Genomic DNA, 17104 nt, shown 5'->3' with positions numbered 1-17104 from the left:
ACAAAGGGGACAGTGATCGTTTAATACGGAAAGGAGTGATGCTTATGTACGATTACACCTCAGCTGCTGAACTCTGCTTGTGGGCTGAGCAGCAGCTTAACCGCAAAACCATCTACCAGCTCGGCGGGATCGGTAGATATGACTCATCGGGCCGCCGAGTGTTTGACTGTGTGGGATTGATCAAGTGCTTTTTATGGCATGATTACGGTCCGGGCAATACCGGTTATTATGGCAAGACGGCACCGGACATCAACGCTGATCAGATGTACTCCCGGGCAACCGATAAGGGTCCAATCAGCACGATCCCGGACATCCCGGGGCTGCTGGTCTGGCAGCCTGGGCACATCGGGATCTACATTGGTGATGGGCAGGTCATCGAGGCCACGGCAAAACGCTGGGGATCCGTTGGTGGCTGCGTCGTCAAGTCACAATTTAGGAATAAAACCGCGGCAATGTACCGCGGGACATGGACACACTGGCTCAGGTGTCCTTTTTTAATGTATCAGAAGGAGGATGATGGTATGGGTATTAAAGACAGTTACAAAACAGAGGTCTACAACGGCCTAACAATCCAGATCGCACGTATGGGGCTGGATCCTGACTATGAGTATAAGGGTACAGTCGTAGGCAAGCCGTTTGGCTCTAACGCAGTACAGCGATCTCAATCTATTGATGATCCAGAGCTGGAGGCAGCCGGCTGGCAGTCCTGCGGTCATACCAACGGCGGCATCTTTTACAAAGAGCCTAGTAATGGCAATTGGATGGCAAGTGGTATCGAGGTGCTGATGGGCAATGTTACACAGCTTTGGGATACCCGGTTTGATAGCTGCGCAGCCATAGGTTTTTACCACTCTGGCGAGATGGTTATCGGTACTCAGGCAGAGATCAAGGTTTTAGCTGCAGCTGGTCAGCTCCGAGGAGCTGTGACCGCAGCCTTTGGTGTTAAGCTTAATGGACAACGATGGACAGCGGGATCAGAGTTTAATTCGCAGCGTGACTACATTTACAGCAATAAGTCCGGGCGCACGATCATCGGGCAGGCTGCAAATGGTCAGTATGTGATGGTATCTGTGCCAGGCGTAAGCGGCAAGTCTGGATTAACCGGCAGCCAGCTTCCAGCACTGGCGGATCACCTAGGGTTAACCGCAGCGGTCTGCCTGGACGGTGGAGGTAGCCGGTACCTGTCTTACTGTGGGTCAATTAAGACCAATACCACTAGAGCGGTCAAAAATGACATTATCATTTATCGTCGTAAAAAAGCTACGCCGGCGCCGGATCCAGAGCCAGACACAAAGCCTGATCATCAGCCGGATGCAGCTGGTGACGGCATGGTGCTGATCACAGACAAGGGATCGCTGCGGATCCGCAATGCTGTGATGGGCGACAAGATCCTTTACACGGTACCGCAGGGCGAGCAGATCGACATCCTGGACATGCTGCCAGGTAGGCAAAAGGACGGATACCAGTGGGCGTTTGTGTCCTACATGCCACTAGGTAAGGATAAGATCATCGGGTATAGCCAAGTTGACGGCGATTACTCGCAAATAGACGAGAAGGAGGACTAAGTGAATGAAAAAAGTATTTATCAGCCAGCCGATGCGGGGTAAAACATCTGAAGAAATTCTGACGGAACGAAATCGAATCACTGAAGAAATCCGGAACATGATCGGAGATCACGAAGTCTTGGACACCTACTTTGATGATTTTGGGGAGTGCTCAAAACCATTGCAATACCTAGCTAAGTCATTATGGATGCTGGCGGATGCAGACTGCGCCTATTTTGCGCCAGGCTGGCAGGATGCCCGGGGTTGCCGGATCGAGCATGACAGCGCAGTAAATTATGGGATTACAGTCCTGAAGGACTAGAGGAGGAATAAATCATGGAAGACATCAAGAAAAGAATCTCCAAGCTGGTCGATCTGAAATCGATCATCTCCATTATCATGGTGGCCGCAATGGTTGCCGGATTTTTTGCCAAGATGGTATCTGCAGAGCAGTTTGTTCCGCTGGTTACGATGATCGTAACCTTTTATTTTGCTAAGCAGGACAAGCCTGATAAGGAGTAATCGCAATGCTTGAGTTTATCTCTACGCACATCATGGAGTTTGGCTGGACTTGTATTGTCGGCATCCTTGCGATGCTATACAAAACGATCCAAAAAAACTTTAAAAAAGTATTGGCCGATAATCAAAATATGAAGTTTGGTGTTCAGGCAGTGCTCCATGATCGGCTCATACAAAAGTGTACCTATATTATCCAGCGTGGCCATGTAACCACAGATGATCTTGATGAGCTGGAGGAGCTCAACAAGCCTTATAAGGCGCTGGGTGGCAACGGCACCGTTAAAACAGCGCTGGAAAAAGTCAAACAGCTACCACTTAAATAGCAAATACCCCACCTTCCAATGCCGGAGGGTGGGGATTTTTTATGTCAAACTTAGTGTATAATGACAATAAGCCGTACTGCTCAAGAGCTGCATGGATTAAAATGCAAGGGAGGATTTGGTATGTTACGTATACCAAGCTCCTTTTTCACAAGGGAGCGACCTGTGACAGCAACCAAAGTATCTTTAAAAGATATTACACCAATCAAATGGAGGAAAGAAGTTATTACCGGAACAAAAAAAGCAGTAATCAAACAGAGTGCCAAGCTAAAGTAAGACCGAATACCCACCCCGCCTTCCTTCATGGAAAGTGGGGGTTTTTATTTTGTCTTGCTTAATACGCGATAGAGCCACTCAACTTCATCAAGCATCTTACGATCCTCGTTGCACTTAAACTTTTGCTTTGGCTGTATGTCACAACCGCAAGACGTTACTCTTTTGCCGGTAAGCTCAAATCCATACACCTTGATCATATCCCCACAGCTGCATCGGCATAGATACCGGCTCAGCTTTTTGCCCTCAGGGGATACGTATGACTTTATCCTTTTGACTACGGTTAGATCACCAAAAACAAATCCAGTCAAATCGTGGATCACTATCCCCGGGTGGCGATGCTTATAATGCCAGTAATCGTGATCTGACTTACGTTCTGTGTAATCGCGTTTAAGCCGTTCTTTTTTTAATCTGGCGGCTGCAAGTTTCCGCTGCCGGTGTTGCTCAATCTTCCATTTGTCCTTCATATAAATAAAGTATAAAGTTCTATCCTTATTATATAAACTGTTAATATTTGTCACTAGATTGTCGCTAATTATGTTGATTTTGGCAGCTTTGTGTATTATAAATAGTTAAGCAAAAGCCTTTATATAAGGCTTTTATTATGAAAGGTTAGGTAAAAAAATCATGGCACAATGGATTTATGGGAAAAACGCAGCAATGCAGATCCTGAAAAGCAAGAAAAAAATTGAAAAAGCGCTCGTCGCTGAAGGGACGAAGTTTCCGGAAGCGGAAGCGTTATTGAAAAGCCGCAGAATCCCTGTTCAGCGGGTCAGCCGCCGGGAATTGGATAAGTGCTGCATGGATACGCACCATCAGGGGATCGCGCTGTATTGCGAGGATTACAAAACAGTCAGCGTGGACGAAATGCTGAACCGCATTCCAAGCGGCAAGCTGGGCACGATCGTCGTTCTGGACGAGCTGGAAGATCCGCACAATCTGGGAGCGGTGCTGCGGACCTGCGACGCGGTCGGCGCTGACGGCGTGATCCTGCGCAAGAACCGCTCGGTATCGCTGAACTCGACGGTCGCCAAAGTATCCACCGGCGCAATCGAAACGGTACCGGTGGCGATGGTCGCCAATCTGACCCAGACGCTCAGGCAACTGAAAGAAAAGGGCTATTGGGTTTACGGTACGGATATGCGCAATGCCCAGGATTACCGCCAGCCGGCTTTTGATACGCCCGTGGCGCTGGTGATCGGCTCGGAGGGCAAAGGTATTTCCCGGCTGGTCAAAGAAGAATGCGACGTGATGCTGACGCTGCCGATGGAAGGCACGATTTCCTCACTGAACGCTTCGGTCGCCTGCGCTGTCTTGCTTTATCAGATCCATGCGAAACGTTTCCCTCTGAAATAACAGGAGGATAGACGATGTGTGAGGAAATGTCCACAGACAACGAACTGCTTTATATGATCCGCCAACAGGACGACTGGGCGGTGGAGAATCTGCTGAACAAATACAAGCCGATGATCTGCGGGATGATTTTCAAGCTCTCTCAGCTGGACAGCTGCTCGGTTTCCAGCGAGGCATACAAGGAAGATCTTGAGCAGGAAAGCCGGATGATGCTGATCGGCGCCGCGGAGAATTACCGGGAAGATTATCCCTGCTCCTTTAAAACCTATTTGCAGAATTGTCTGCGGAAGCGCCTGCTGACGATTTACCGGCATTCTCAATGTTCCAGCGACGCCGCGTTTTATGCCTGCGATTCGCTGGATACGATGGTCGGCGAGGACCGGGGAATGTATAAGGCGGACACGCTGGCCTCCAACGACCGGTTCTTTGACCCTGTCTATCGCTTCACCTTAAACGAAGCGGCGAAGCAGGTAAAACAGCTGCGGCGCTACTTCACGCCGAAGGAATGGCAGATTCTGTGTCTGTCGCTGGACAACACATCCTATCAGGAAGCTGCGGCGATTTTAAACATCTCCCGGAAAAGCTATGGCAATCAACTGGGGCGAATTCGCAGGAAACTCGAGCACATCCTCAGGAAATTTTCCGAAGAGGCTTGAAAAGAGCACGGGATGGTGCTATAATCCGCTTAAGTTAAGGGTTATTTGACGAACCCTTTTCTTTATGGTAAAGTGGATAAGCACGGTAAGGAGGGACCTCGATGGCGAAAGAAACAAAAGTGATTCTGACATGCACAGAGTGCCTTTCACGCAACTATGTTACACACCGGAATCCCAAGACGCATAATCAACGTCTTGAACTGATGAAATATTGTAAAAAATGCGGCAAACATACACTTCATAAAGAAACGAAGTAGGAGGATACAGATATGTTAAAATGGTTTAGTTTCAGCGGTATCTCCAAAGAAGTCAAGCGAATTCGCTGGCCGAAGAAAGAAGAACTGGGCGGAAATTCAGTGGAAGTTTTGATTTTCTGCGCGTTTTTCGGCGTCTTCTTCGTCGCCTGTGAGTTTTTCGTTTCCTTCTTCCTCAAATTAATCGGGATCGGAGCGTAAGTCATGACAGAGTCCAAGAAAGAATGGTATGTCGTCAATACCTACGCCGGCCATGAGAACCGGGTTAAGGAAAACCTGCAGCGTCGTGTGGACACGATGGGCATTTCCGATTATCTGTTCCGCATCCTGGTCGCCGAGGAACCGGAGATTGAATACAAAAACGGAAAAAAAGTAGAAAAAATGCACAACCTGTTCCCAGGATATCTGTTCGTGGAAATGATTATGACGGATGAAGCCTGGTATATCGTTCGAAATACGCCGGGCGTCACCGGATTTATCGGATCCAGCGGCGGCGGCGCGAAGCCGTTCCCGGTCTCCCCGGAAGAAATTGATTCGATCCTGCGCCGGATCGGCATGAGCGACCGCAAGGTCAGCGTCAATTTCACGACGGGTGACCGCGTCAAGATTCTGACCGGACCGTTCAGCGGAATCGAAGGCTCGATCGACGCGATGAACGACGATACTCAGACCGCCACGGTTCTGTGCATCCTGTTCGGCCGTGAAACGCCGACCGAGATCGCGTATAACGATCTGGAAAAAGTTGAACTGTAAATATCGAAAGAAGCAGTCCTGAATTCAGGGCTGTTTTTTTATTGCCTGTCCCCCTTTCAAGCATTTCTTCGCGGCGAGGCGCGGAAGCCGGAAATTCGTTGTTTCCGGTTTTTATTATGCCTGCGAAGAGGGTTAACGCCTGAATGGAAACCGCAAGGAAAACGTTTGACGCTTGCAGGAAACACCCTCGTTTTTTTCTGCACGGTATTTCGTGCAAAACCTCAAAAACCAGATTGCACGAATCAACGATTCCGCAGCCCGCTTATGCTAAGATGAAGCCGGAAAGGAGAACGCTTATGACACTACTTTATTTCATCGTTTCTCCCCGGGGCTTAAATCCATGGCCGCAAAAAAGCCGCTGCTGGAATGACCCCGGTCAGCTTGCGGTCCCGGCGCCGTCGGTCCGCTTATGTTAACGCAGCGGCAGCAGGGAATCGTGCGCTGGCTGGCGGACAACTGCGGTCAGTTTCATTCCGCCGCCGCGCTGGCCCAAATCAGCGGCGTCAGCGTGCGCACTGTGAAAAGCGAGATCGCGGCGATCCGTCAGGAAATTAATTCGTCAGCCGTGATGGAATTGATCGCGGTACCTTCCAAGGGCTACCAGCTTTTAATTCATGATCCGCAGCAGGCCGCACTCTTACTGAAACACATTCAGAACCCGCCGCAAAGCGCTTCGCTGAACGAACAGCCGATGCGGATTAAAATCATTTTGCTGAAGCTGCTCGATCACACCGGCTATGTGCGCAAGCGCTGGCTTCTGCAGCAGCTGAACATCTCGGACTCCACGCTGTATCTTGACTTGAAAGCCGTTCGGAAAATCCTTGTCCAATACAATCTGGAACTGACCTATCGCTCCGGCAGCGGATATCGGATTGAAGGACTGGAACAGGACAAGCGAACCTGTCTGGCCCGCGAAGATATTTATTCGCTGACGGAAGAGACCCATGAAACAAAAGCCAATCTGAAACGAATCACGGAGCTGAAAGAATTGCTTGTGGAAATCTTCCTTGAAAATGAATATAAAATCAGCGAAGTGCTGCTGGAAAGTCTGATCATCCATCTGCTTCTGACGCTGCAGCGGATTGAAAAAGGCTATTTCATTGAAGTCGGATCGACTAAGCGCAGCGTGACGGAAAAGGAAACGAAGATCGCCCGCGATATCCTGCGCCGCTGCACAACGGTGCCCGGCAGCCGGTTAGGCGAGGAGATCAATTATCTGGCCATCAATCTGCGCGGCAAGCGGGATTACGACGACTTTGCGGGCGTTTCGGAAGAGATCAATGTGTTCATCATGGATTCGCTGGAGAAAATCCACGTCGAATACGGCGTTGACTTCACCCGCAGCATTGATCTGAAAATCGCGCTGGCGCTCCATTTTGTGCCGCTGCTTTCGCGCATGCAGAACAACCGTCAGCTGAAAAATGTGCTGTTGACGGAAATCAAGCAGACCTTCCCGTTTGCCTTTGACATTGCCAATTATTTCAGCCTGTTGATCGACGATCATTATCACGTGCGCATCAGCGAGGATGAAGCGGCGTATTTCACGCTGTATTTCAATTACGGACTGGAAAACATCACGATGAATTCGGAAGGCAAGAAAATTCTGGTCATCAGCAGTCTCAAGCCGAGCGAAACGATTCTGCTGCGGCAGAAGATCGATCAATGGTTCCGCAGGCAGCTGCTTCAGCTTGATTTTGTGAATCCGCTGGATCTGAGCCGGATTGATCCGGCTAGCTACGACGCGATGTTTACAACGGAAACCAAGGACACCGTTACCCGCGGAGCCGCCGTGCGGATCAGCCTGTTTCCGACGGAGAAAGATTTTGCCAAGATGAATCTGGCGATCAACGGCTACGACAGCGTCGATTCCATCCTGTCCCGCTTTTCTTTGGATCTGTTCTGGCATGGGGAAGCGCAAACACGCCGGGAAATCGTGGGGCGGCTGATCACGATGGCGTCCCGCTCCTGCCGTCTGCCGAAGAAATTTGAGGAACTGGTGCGGGAACGGGAGAAGCTCAGCTCGACCTATTTCGGCAATCAGGTTGCGATGCCTCATCCGCTGTATCCGATCACAGCGCAGACGTTCATTGCCGTGGCGGTGCTGGATAAACCGATCGTCTGGGATACCGGTCAGAAAGTGCGGATCGTCATGCTGGTTTCCACGGAGATGAACAACCCCAAGGCGTTTCAGCTGTGGCCGTATCTATCGTCGTTAGTTTGCGAACCGCAGCGGGTGACGGAAATCCTGCGCGAAGGATCGTATGAAAACTTCATCGCCGTTTTCCGGGCTGCGCTGCTTGATAAATTTTGACATTGCACGAAGCAACCGTGTAAAGGATAAAACGACGTAGGGAATTAAGAATGATAGAATGCAGATACAACCGATGATCTGCATTTCCTCATAAAAAGAAAGGAGGGACATTGTGACAGGCATTCTCATAGCGACGCATCACAATTTAGCCGGGGCTTTCCTCGAAACCGTGGAAATGATCGCCGGCAAGCATGACTTTGTGGAAAGCGTGGGTCTTTGCGCAGGGCAGGATCCGGAGGACTTCGGCCGATTGATTGCCGACAAGATCGAACAGTTTCATCAGCGTGGTTATCAAGAGGTAGTGGTGATGCTGGATTTGTTCGGCGGCACGCCGTGCAACCAGACGATCCGGCTCTTGCGGACATATCCTTTGCAGGTGGTGGTCGGCGTCAATCTGCCGATGATCCTGCAGGCGGTATTGTCCAATCGTGAAGACGTAACCGCGCAGCAGCTGATTGCCATGGCGGTGGAAAACGGCCGCAGCGGCATCTTCGACGCCGGTGCGCGGATTCAGAGTTTGACAGAGGAGGAATAACAGATGAGTATCGTATTGGCACGCATCGACGACCGTCTGATTCACGGACAGGTCATGACGTCCTGGCTGAATTATACCGGGGCTAACAAAATTATTGTCATCGACGATGTTACGGCGAAGGATTCGTTTCTGACGATGATCATTAAAACGTTGGTTCCGGCCAACATTGTCACGCAGGTGACGACGGTGGCGGACAGCCCTGCGGTGATCAAGGGGCTGCAGGATCACGACAAGGCGATCATTCTGGCGAAAACCCCGGAAGCCTATGTGCGTCTGGCACAAAACGGCGTGACTTTGACCCGGGTCAATCTTGGCGGGATGGGGATCAAGCCGGGCCGTAAAACCATCTACAAGAATATCTCTGCCAGCGAAGCGGAAATCAGCCAGCTGAAGCAGCTGATTGATCAGGGGATTCCGGTCGAGATTCAGATGGTGGCAGAAGATCCGGCGATCGATTTCAAACGGTTTATTTAATTAGAAGAGGTGATTGATGTGAGTATTTCGTTGTTTCAAGCCTTTCTGATGGGCGTTGTTTATTATCTGGGCATCATCGGAACGCCGTGGACAACCGTCCTCGGTTCAGCCAGCTTGTTTCAGAAGCCGCTGGTCGCGGGCACCCTCGTCGGTTTGATCTTAGGGCATCCGACCGAAGGCGTCATCATCGGTGCGGCGATCCAGCTGCCGTATATCGCGTTTATTTCAGCCGGCGGTACGATTCCATCCGATCCGGGTCTGGCCGGGGTGCTGGGCACGGCGTTTGCGATTGTCGGTCATGTCGATCCGGCGACCGCGATCACGATTGCGATTCCGTTCGGCTTGTTGGGCACCGTGGTCTGGGTGCTGCATATGACGATTGACGTCGCGTTTGTCCACATGGCGGATAAAGCGGCCGAACAGGGCGATCTGAAAAAGGTCTGCTTCCTGCACGTCGTCCCGCCGCAGATCGTGGCGTTTGCGATCAGCGTCATTCCGGTCATGCTCGGCGCGTATTTCGGTGCGGATTACATGGCGCGCCTGGTTGCAATGTTAAGCAACGACGTGCTGCATGTCCTGCAGGTCATCGGCGGCGTGCTGCCGGCTTTGGGCGTAGCGATGAATCTGCGCTCGATCAGCCGTCCCAACAGCATGGCGTTCTACATGATTGGCTTCATCTTGAGCGTGTATCTCGGTTTGGATACGATCGTCATCGCCGTGCTGGGCTTCATCATCGCCTGGTTCTACACCCAGCTGCAGAAAGAGAACGGTTAGGAGGAAATGATTATGGAACAGAATAAAGAACGGAAAACACTGAGCAAAAAGGACGTTGTGAAGTCCTTCTGGCGCTGGACCTTTTTCTCCCACGCCAATTACAATTATGAACGGCTGGCCGGGACGGGCTTCTGTCACGCGATGGCGCCGATCATTGAAAAGCTGTACAAGGACAACCCGGAAGAATACAAGGCGGCGGTCCAGCGGCATATCGAGTTCTATAATACGGAACCGCACTTCGGCGGCGTGATCAACGGCATGGTCATCGCGATGGAAGAAGAACGGGCCAACGGCGCGCCGATTTCCGACGAAGCGATCAACGGCATTAAAACCGGCCTGATGGGACCGTTTGCCGGGATCGGGGATACGCTGTGGCAGGGAACCTTGACGCCGATCCTGCTTTCGATCGGAATCTCGCTGGCGTCCTCCGGCAGTCTGGCCGGGCCGCTGGTCTATGCCGTTTTGATGATGGGGATTATGTTAAGCATCGCGTATTATGTCTGGATGACCGGCTACAAGCTGGGCAAGGAAGGCTTGCAGCGGATTCTGGAAAGCAATCTGATCAAAAAGGTGATCACCGGAGCCAGCGCTCTGGGCGCGATTGTCATGGGTGCGCTGACGGCAGGGTTTGTCAGCGTGTCGACACCGCTTTTGATCAACATTCAGGGCGCCGGCATGAGCGTGCAGACAGATATTCTCGACAAGCTGTTCCGCGGCCTGCTTCCGCTGGCGCTGACGCTGGGCACGCTGTATTTATTGAAGAATAAGAAAGTCAAGGCGACGAAAGTCATGGCGCTGCTGATCGTCATCGCGGCCGTCGGGGCGATTATCGGGTTGTTCTGATGCGTGATAATTTAATGACCTTGACCAGCGAGGAGCGCAATCCCGCTTCAATGAATCTGCCGCACATGAGCGTCGCGGAATCCACGGCGCTGATGAACCGGGAAGACCAAGCCTGTACAAAAGCGGTCAGGGAGGTGCTGCCCGAAGTCAACGAGACGATCGAACAGTGCATCGCCGCTTTGCGGCGCGGGGGACGGATCATCTTTACCGGCGCGGCGCATTCCGGCTATCTGGGCATGCTGGACGCCTACGAGGCCAACGCGACCTTCGGCACCCACGGCGAATTTGTTTCCATCGTGGCAGGCAATTTCACCGATATCATGAAGACCGACGGCAGCGCGGAGGACAGCGCGGAAAACGGCGCGCTGGATTTGCAGGCCCGGGAGGTTACGGCTAAGGATTTTGTGATCGGAATCAGCTCGTCCGGACGGACGCCCTATGTCATCGGCGCACTTTCCTGGTGCCAAAAACAGGGGATCCCCTGCGCGGGGCTGGTCAATAATAAGCATTCGCTGGTCAGCGAGGTCTGCGATCGGGTCATGGCGCCGGTGCCGGGGCCGGAGGTCATCACGGGATCGACGCGATTGAAAGCGGGAACTTGCCAGAAGATGATTCTGAACATGATCACGACGGTGACGATGGCGCAGCTGGGCAACGTGTATGAGAATCTGATGATCAACGTGCCGCCGGTCAGCGACAAGATGCGCACCCGTCTGGCGTATATTCTGACTCAGGCGACCAGCTGTACGCTGGAAAGAGCACGGCAGTTGTTAACAGAATGCGAATATCAGATTAAACCGGCCCTGATCATGGAGCTGAAGCACGTCAGCCGGGAAGAAGCGCAGACACAGCTGAACGCCGCGGGCGGCAACCTCAATCAGATTTTATAGAAAAGCGAAGCGCAGCGATCTGAGCCGGAAGGCAGGAACGACAAAAAAGGAAAACAACCAAATCAGGCAAAACAAACAAGCAAATCTGAACCATAAAAAAGCGAAGCTGACATTTCGATCGGCTTCGCTTTTTTTGCGTTATCATTGCTTCAAATCAAGATTTTTTCCACCATCCGGTACAACGTCGGTTTCAGGTGATCAATCGGCGCCGGCTGTTCCTCGATGATCGAGGTGTAGCAGACCGAGCCGACTAGCTCGACGATCATGTAGATCATCCGGAACGCTTCGTCCCGGTCAAACCGCCGCAGCTGCGGATAATTTAACAATTCCTCCAGAATCTGCGTGATTTCCGCCTGATTGCCTTCGCTGAGAACCTCCATCACCAACGGCCATGAGAAATTCCGCTCGATCAGTTTCAGCACCGCTTTATTCGCTTTGAAATACTCGATGATCATGTCGATAAAGCACAAGACTGACGGCAGGAAATCCTGAATGCCCCGCTCCTTCGTTTTGGTATATGCGCGGATGACGATCTGCGAGCTGATCTGGATGACGAGATGCTTCATGATATCCTCTTTATCATGAAAGTACAAATAAAACGTTCCCTTGGCGACCTTGGCCCGATTCACGATATCGTCAATCGTGGTTTTGGCAAATCCCTTGGTCAGAAAACACTGATAGGCCGAGCTTAGTAAATCACCCTGTTTCTGTTCTTTCTGTTGTTTTAATGTACGCCGGGCCATATTCTCACTTCCTCAGCCTCATTGTAACATACCTTAAATCAGAGTCAAATCAAAATGACTAAAAGTCAATCTGATAGACAAATTCGCCGATCCGTCTATTGACCATCAGTCATTTCGGAGGTATTCTGTCTGACGTAATGACTGATAGTCATTTGAAAGGGAGAGTGATCTGCAGTGAGGAAAATTGCAGAACAGATCGTAAAAAAACGAATTCTGATTCTGGCGCTGGCGACGGTGCTGTTGGTTCCGTCGTTGATCGGCTATATCAACACCCGCATCAATTATGATATTTTGAGCTATTTGCCGGATCAGCTGGATTCCATCGAGGGCCAGGACATCCTGGATCAGGAATTCCATTCCGCCAGTATGGCGATTGTTACCGTTGAAAACATGGAAAAGAAACAGGTCGATCGGATCGCGGACAAAATCCGCGCGATCGACGGCGTCCGCGACGCGATGGGGCTGGGGGATTTCTTACAGACCATGCCTTCGGAAATGATTCCGGAAGACTTGCGGAAAATGCTGGATAACGGCGACTGCCAGCTGATGATGGTCACGTTTGAAGAAGGCAACGGATCCGACCGGACGCTGAAGGCCGTCGACGAGATTAAATCGCTGATGAATTCCCAGATGTTCTTAGGCGGTCTGGCGGCCGTCATCAACGACACGAAAATGTTGATCGAACAGGAACTGCCGCTGTATGTGGCGGTTGCGGTCGGATTATCCTTAGTCGTTTTATTTCTGGGCTTACGTTACAGCGTGGCGCCGTTCATCTTCTTATTGGGGATCCTGTACGCCGTGCTGTATAATTTCGGAACCAATATTTTCTTAGGCGAGGTCTCCTATATCACCTCCGCTCTGGCGGCGATTCTGCAGCTGGCGGTGTCGATGGACTTCTCGATCTTCTTGTTGGAACGCTATGACGAGGAACTGCACAAGGGATTGAAAAGTCAGGAAGCGATGACTGAAGCCGTCGTCAACACCTTTACTGCGATCAGCGCCAGTTCGCTGACCACAATCGCTGGCTTCCTGGCGATGTGCATCATGGATTTGAAGCTGGGCACCGATATGGGCGTCGTCATGGCGAAGGGCGTTGTGCTGGGCGTGTTCTCCGCTGTGGTGATTCTGCCAGCGCTGATTCTGGTCTTCGATAAACCGATTCACAAACATAAGCACAAGGTTTTAATTCCCAAGCTGCAAGGTGTTGCCAACTTTACGACAACCCACTATAAAGGCATTCTGATCGCTGCCGTCGCGCTGTTGATTCCGTTTGCGGCGGCGCAGAAAAAAACCGACGTGTACTACAACCTGCTGGACTCGCTGCCGCAGGATCTGACATCCACCGCCGGCACACAGAAGCTGCGCGATGAATTCGACATGCCGACGACCAACTTCATCCTCGTCAGCGATCAGCTCAGCAGCACGCAGATGGACGCGGTGCTGGAGGCGATTGAAACGACGGATGGGATCAATTCCGTTGCGACATTAGATCGGTTTTTAGGCGCCGGGATTCCGGAAGAGATGCTTCCGGAAGGGATTCGTTCTGTCTTTAATGCCGGCGGATGGAAGATGATCATGGCGAATTCCAGCTACACCTCGGCGACGCATGAACAAAACGCGCAGATCACCGAGCTGGAAAACCGTGTCAAGGCGATCGATCCGACGGCGTTAGTTACCGGCGAGGGCGCGCTGAACCGCGATCTGGTGCTGATCGCCGATCACGATATTCAGATGGTCAACATCGTTTCCATTCTGGCGGTTTTCCTGATCATCGCGATTTCATTTAAGTCGCTGAGCGTGCCGATTGTGCTGGTTGCGGCGATTGAAATGGCGATTACGATCAACATGGGCATTCCTTATTTTCAAGGGGAAACGATACCGTTTATCGCCAGCATCGTCATCGGGACGATCCAGCTGGGCGCAACGATCGACTACGCGATTCTGACGATGACGCGCTACCAGGAGGAACGCCGGCGGGGCAAGGATCGGAAAGCGGCCGTACAGACGGCGGTCTATGCGTGCAGTTCGTCGATCCTGACCAGCGGTTTGAGCTTCTTCGCGGCCACTGTTGGCGTGTCGCTGGTTTCCAAAATCGATTTGATCCGCTCGTTGTGCGGCATGTTGGCGCGGGGCGCGCTGATCAGCATGGCGGTCATTCTGCTCGTGCTGCCGGCCTTGTTGATGGTCTTCGGCGGCGTTATCGAAAAAACATCATTTCAATTTCTGAATAAAAAAGGAGAGGAATCACGATGAATAAAAAAGGAAGTTGGCTGACGCTGGCCCTTTCCGGGGTGCTGGCGCTGAATCTGTGCACGCCGGTCCGGGCAGAGAACAAGCCGGATGAAGGCACGAAAAAGGAAGAAACCGTCTATGCCTTCCTGGATTGGCAGGGACAGCTGAAATCCGCGACCGTCAGCGAATGGCTGCATAACGAACAGGGCTTCCGCCAGACGGCGGATCAGAGTATCCTGGAAAATATCAAGAATATCAAAGGTGATGATCTGCCCGAACAAAACGGCACGTCGCTAATGTGGAATTCCGACGAGCATGACCTGTATTACCAGGGCACGACGACGGCGGAGCTGCCGTTAACGATGGAGGTCAGCTACCAATTCAATGGCAAGCGTGTGGATCCGCATGAGATCGTCGGCCAGAGCGGCTCCCTGATGATCACGATCAAGCTGATCAATCATCTGGAAACGACGGAAACGATCAACGGGAAGACGAAGTATATTTCCACGCTGTTCCCCTGCGCGATTGTCACCGATCTGCCGACGGAAACATTTAAGGACGTGAAGGCGGAAGATGGCTTGATTTTGAACGAATCGAAGAACCAGATCGTCGCCCTGGCCACTGTGTCGGGGATGAGCCAGATGCTGAAGGATTCCAATGTCAGCGCGCTGGATGACATCAAGGATAAGCTGAAAGATGAGTTCGTGATCACAGCGAATGTGGAAAACTTTGAAATGCCGTCGATCATTCTGGCTGCGGCCGGGACTTCCAATCTGGAAGACAAGGAGATCGACCGCAGTGATCTCGATAAGCTGACTGACGGCGTCGATGATCTGAAGGACGCCACGGCGAAGATTTTAGACGGCACGGTGCAGCTGCATGACGCGAATATCGAACTGAACGATAAGATGGGAGAATTCCAGTCAAAATACAAGGAATTCTCAGATGGGTTAAATACTGCCGCGACTTCGTCGAAGGAGCTGAAGGAAGGGGCGCAGAAGCTGTCAAGCGGCGTTGGTCAGATCCAGACGCAGTTAACGGCGATGCTGCAGAAATACAACCTGACAGACGAACAGCTGATGGGACTGCTTCAACAGCTGAACGGCAGCCTGACACAGCTGCAGGGCGCTTCGGCGTTAATGGAACAGCTGGCTGGCAGCATGCAGGCGCTGGCAACGATGCCGCAGGCAACCGGCGATGCAATTCGGGCAGCCGGTCAGAGCGATGAATTTAACAATACCTGGGCTGCCGTGACCGAGCAGGTCAGAGCGGGCGTTAAGCAGAACTTGCCGGCGGTGAACGTGGAAATGGATCAGAACGCGTTAGTCTCCGCAATCGGCTCCGCGCTGGCGGAACAGGGTGTGGCCGAGGAGGAAATTCCGGGCTTAACCCAGGTGATTGCGGGAAAAGTCGGTGAACAGCTGAATGCCCAGCTGGGCAGCGCGCAGGAAAGGATCGCGGCCGGCTTAGGTCAGGCGGTGGATGCCGGCGTCGATACGATGAGTGGTTATGGCAAGCAGGCGGCGGTGGGAACGGTTGATCAGATCGCTCAAACCGTGCAGGATACAATGAGCGCCAAGGTTCAGGAAATGGCGGGCTTGATGAGCCAGGCGCAGCAGCTGACGACGGAAATGACGGCGATGATCGACAATATCAACGGCATGATCGAACAGATCGGCGGCGTTGATGAACTGAAAAACGCGCTGGCCGGCTTGCAGCAGCTGCCGGAAGGCTTAAAGGACTTGAAGGAAGGCACAGATCAGCTGGCGGCAGGAACCGTGGCGATGAATGCCGGATTGGATAAGCTGAACGGCGCGTCCGGGGACATTACCGACGCCATCAACAAGTTTAAAGACGCAACGCAGGAGCTGGCTGAGAAAACCGGCGAATTGAACGACGGCGTTGATGAATTCAGCCGTGAAGGAATCGACGAGTTAAGCGGGAAAGTCACCGATGCGATGGACGATCTGAACGATGTGCTCGATACCGCGAAAGCGGCGCTGGATCAGTCGAAGGAATACCGCAGCTACGCCGGCGCCGCGGACACGATGGAAACTTCGGTGAAGTTCATCATGAAGACGGATGAAATTAAACTGCCGGAAGAAAAAACAACGGTGGTGGAAACAAAGACGGAAGTGAAGACTTCTTTCTGGGATCGGGTAAAGAATTTATTCCATTAACAGATATGAAAGCTTAAGGAAATACACAAGGAAATCGGACAGCCATGTTCAATTTCCTTTTTTCTTTTCTGTGAGGATTAAGGGGGAGGTCTTAAGGGAGAAATTGTTCTTCGTTTACTATGAAATCTGAGGGAACCTGTTTAAAAGTCGTTCTTCTTCTTCTATAGAAAGGGGAAGCGAAGGAAGGGGATTGATAACGCCGGCAGAGTCTCGAAAAATCCTGAACTGAATGAAACACTTTTCATAAAAATTTTTAATTTATAGCAATTTATGTCAAATTTCATCAAAATAAACAAGGCTTTTTCAAAAAAACCGCAATATTAGAAGTGATGGGAGATGAAAGAAATGATCGTTGAAGCCAATCAGATTCATAAAGACAAAGCGGGGTACAGACCAACGAGATGGCGTACCGAAGAAAAGGGAGATCAAAATATCGGAATACAGCCGTCC

Annotated in this window: 19 protein-coding genes; 18 read left to right on the top strand and 1 reads right to left on the bottom strand. The window is 51.6% G+C overall.

Annotation, left to right across the window (positions count from 1 at the left end; all coding sequences use genetic code 11):
• From I2D94_RS17045 to I2D94_RS16970, 16 genes are all read left to right on the top strand, one after another.
• Nucleotides 1–1565: phosphodiester glycosidase family protein (locus tag I2D94_RS17045; protein WP_229056937.1), on the top strand; the 1565-nt coding region annotated here is incomplete at its 5' end.
• A gap of 4 nt (nt 1566–1569) precedes the next feature.
• Entirely contained in the window at nt 1570–1866 is a 297-nt protein-coding gene (locus tag I2D94_RS17040; protein WP_195397761.1) for a DUF4406 domain-containing protein, read from the top strand.
• A 14-nt stretch (nt 1867–1880) separates the two neighbouring features.
• Entirely contained in the window at nt 1881–2066 is a 186-nt protein-coding gene (locus I2D94_RS17035; protein ID WP_072685772.1) for a hypothetical protein, read from the top strand.
• 5 nt (nt 2067–2071) lie between these two features.
• Nucleotides 2072–2386 (top strand): hypothetical protein, encoded by a 315-nt coding sequence (locus I2D94_RS17030; RefSeq protein WP_154240552.1) that lies wholly within the window; start codon nt 2072–2074, stop codon nt 2384–2386.
• 120 nt (nt 2387–2506) lie between these two features.
• A complete protein-coding gene (locus tag I2D94_RS17025; RefSeq protein WP_154240549.1) occupies nt 2507–2659 on the top strand; it encodes a hypothetical protein in 153 nt (50 codons plus the stop codon).
• Between the two features lie 624 nt (nt 2660–3283).
• On the top strand, nt 3284–4012 hold the full coding sequence (rlmB, locus tag I2D94_RS17020) for a 23S rRNA (guanosine(2251)-2'-O)-methyltransferase RlmB (protein ID WP_195397760.1): 729 nt from the start codon (nt 3284–3286) through the stop codon (nt 4010–4012).
• A gap of 14 nt (nt 4013–4026) precedes the next feature.
• Nucleotides 4027–4665: a sigma-70 family RNA polymerase sigma factor gene (locus I2D94_RS17015; protein WP_195397759.1), complete on the top strand. Its 639-nt coding sequence runs from the start codon at nt 4027–4029 to the stop codon at nt 4663–4665.
• 101 nt (nt 4666–4766) lie between these two features.
• Nucleotides 4767–4922 (top strand): 50S ribosomal protein L33, encoded by a 156-nt coding sequence (gene rpmG / locus I2D94_RS17010; protein ID WP_020225370.1) that lies wholly within the window; start codon nt 4767–4769, stop codon nt 4920–4922.
• A 12-nt stretch (nt 4923–4934) separates the two neighbouring features.
• Nucleotides 4935–5120 (top strand): preprotein translocase subunit SecE, encoded by a 186-nt coding sequence (gene secE, locus I2D94_RS17005; protein ID WP_072683005.1) that lies wholly within the window; start codon nt 4935–4937, stop codon nt 5118–5120.
• 3 nt (nt 5121–5123) lie between these two features.
• Nucleotides 5124–5672 (top strand): transcription termination/antitermination protein NusG, encoded by a 549-nt coding sequence (gene nusG, locus I2D94_RS17000; protein WP_006057353.1) that lies wholly within the window; start codon nt 5124–5126, stop codon nt 5670–5672.
• Nucleotides 5673–6081: 409 nt separating this feature from the next.
• Nucleotides 6082–7983, top strand: coding sequence for a BglG family transcription antiterminator (locus I2D94_RS16995; protein WP_072683006.1), 1902 nt, complete (start codon nt 6082–6084; stop codon nt 7981–7983).
• A 112-nt stretch (nt 7984–8095) separates the two neighbouring features.
• Nucleotides 8096–8518: a PTS sugar transporter subunit IIA gene (locus I2D94_RS16990; protein WP_195397758.1), complete on the top strand. Its 423-nt coding sequence runs from the start codon at nt 8096–8098 to the stop codon at nt 8516–8518.
• A gap of 3 nt (nt 8519–8521) precedes the next feature.
• Nucleotides 8522–8992 carry a PTS sugar transporter subunit IIB gene (locus I2D94_RS16985; RefSeq protein ID WP_072683008.1) on the top strand — a complete coding sequence of 157 codons (471 nt, stop codon included), beginning with the start codon at nt 8522–8524 and terminating at the stop codon, nt 8990–8992.
• Between the two features lie 18 nt (nt 8993–9010).
• Entirely contained in the window at nt 9011–9766 is a 756-nt protein-coding gene (locus I2D94_RS16980) for a PTS sugar transporter subunit IIC (RefSeq protein WP_195397757.1), read from the top strand.
• 12 nt (nt 9767–9778) lie between these two features.
• Complete coding sequence (locus tag I2D94_RS16975; protein ID WP_072683010.1) at nt 9779–10609, top strand: PTS system mannose/fructose/sorbose family transporter subunit IID; 831 nt, start codon at nt 9779–9781, stop codon at nt 10607–10609.
• A complete protein-coding gene (locus tag I2D94_RS16970; protein ID WP_195397756.1) occupies nt 10609–11499 on the top strand; it encodes an N-acetylmuramic acid 6-phosphate etherase in 891 nt (296 codons plus the stop codon). The genes I2D94_RS16975 and I2D94_RS16970 overlap by 1 nt, the downstream gene beginning before the upstream one ends.
• Nucleotides 11500–11648: 149 nt before the next feature.
• On the opposite strand, the gene I2D94_RS16965 is transcribed toward I2D94_RS16970, so the two are convergent.
• Nucleotides 11649–12242, bottom strand: coding sequence for a TetR/AcrR family transcriptional regulator (locus I2D94_RS16965; protein WP_072683012.1), 594 nt, complete (start codon nt 12240–12242; stop codon nt 11649–11651).
• A 174-nt stretch (nt 12243–12416) separates the two neighbouring features.
• Here I2D94_RS16965 and I2D94_RS16960 point away from each other — a divergent pair, with 174 nt between their 5' ends.
• Both I2D94_RS16960 and I2D94_RS16955 read left to right on the top strand, forming a co-directional pair.
• Nucleotides 12417–14495, top strand: coding sequence for an RND family transporter (locus I2D94_RS16960; RefSeq protein WP_195397755.1), 2079 nt, complete (start codon nt 12417–12419; stop codon nt 14493–14495).
• Nucleotides 14492–16654 (top strand): hypothetical protein, encoded by a 2163-nt coding sequence (locus I2D94_RS16955; protein ID WP_195397754.1) that lies wholly within the window; start codon nt 14492–14494, stop codon nt 16652–16654. Before I2D94_RS16960 ends, I2D94_RS16955 begins: the two co-directional genes overlap by 4 nt.
• Nucleotides 16655–17104 lie beyond the last annotated feature (450 nt).

This window comes from Holdemania sp. 1001302B_160321_E10, from assembly GCF_015552275.1.
GTDB lineage: Bacteria > Bacillota_I > Bacilli_A > Erysipelotrichales > Erysipelotrichaceae > Holdemania.
The sequence above is the reverse complement of the archived record's forward strand: the minus strand, read 5'-3'. Positions and strand labels throughout refer to the sequence as shown.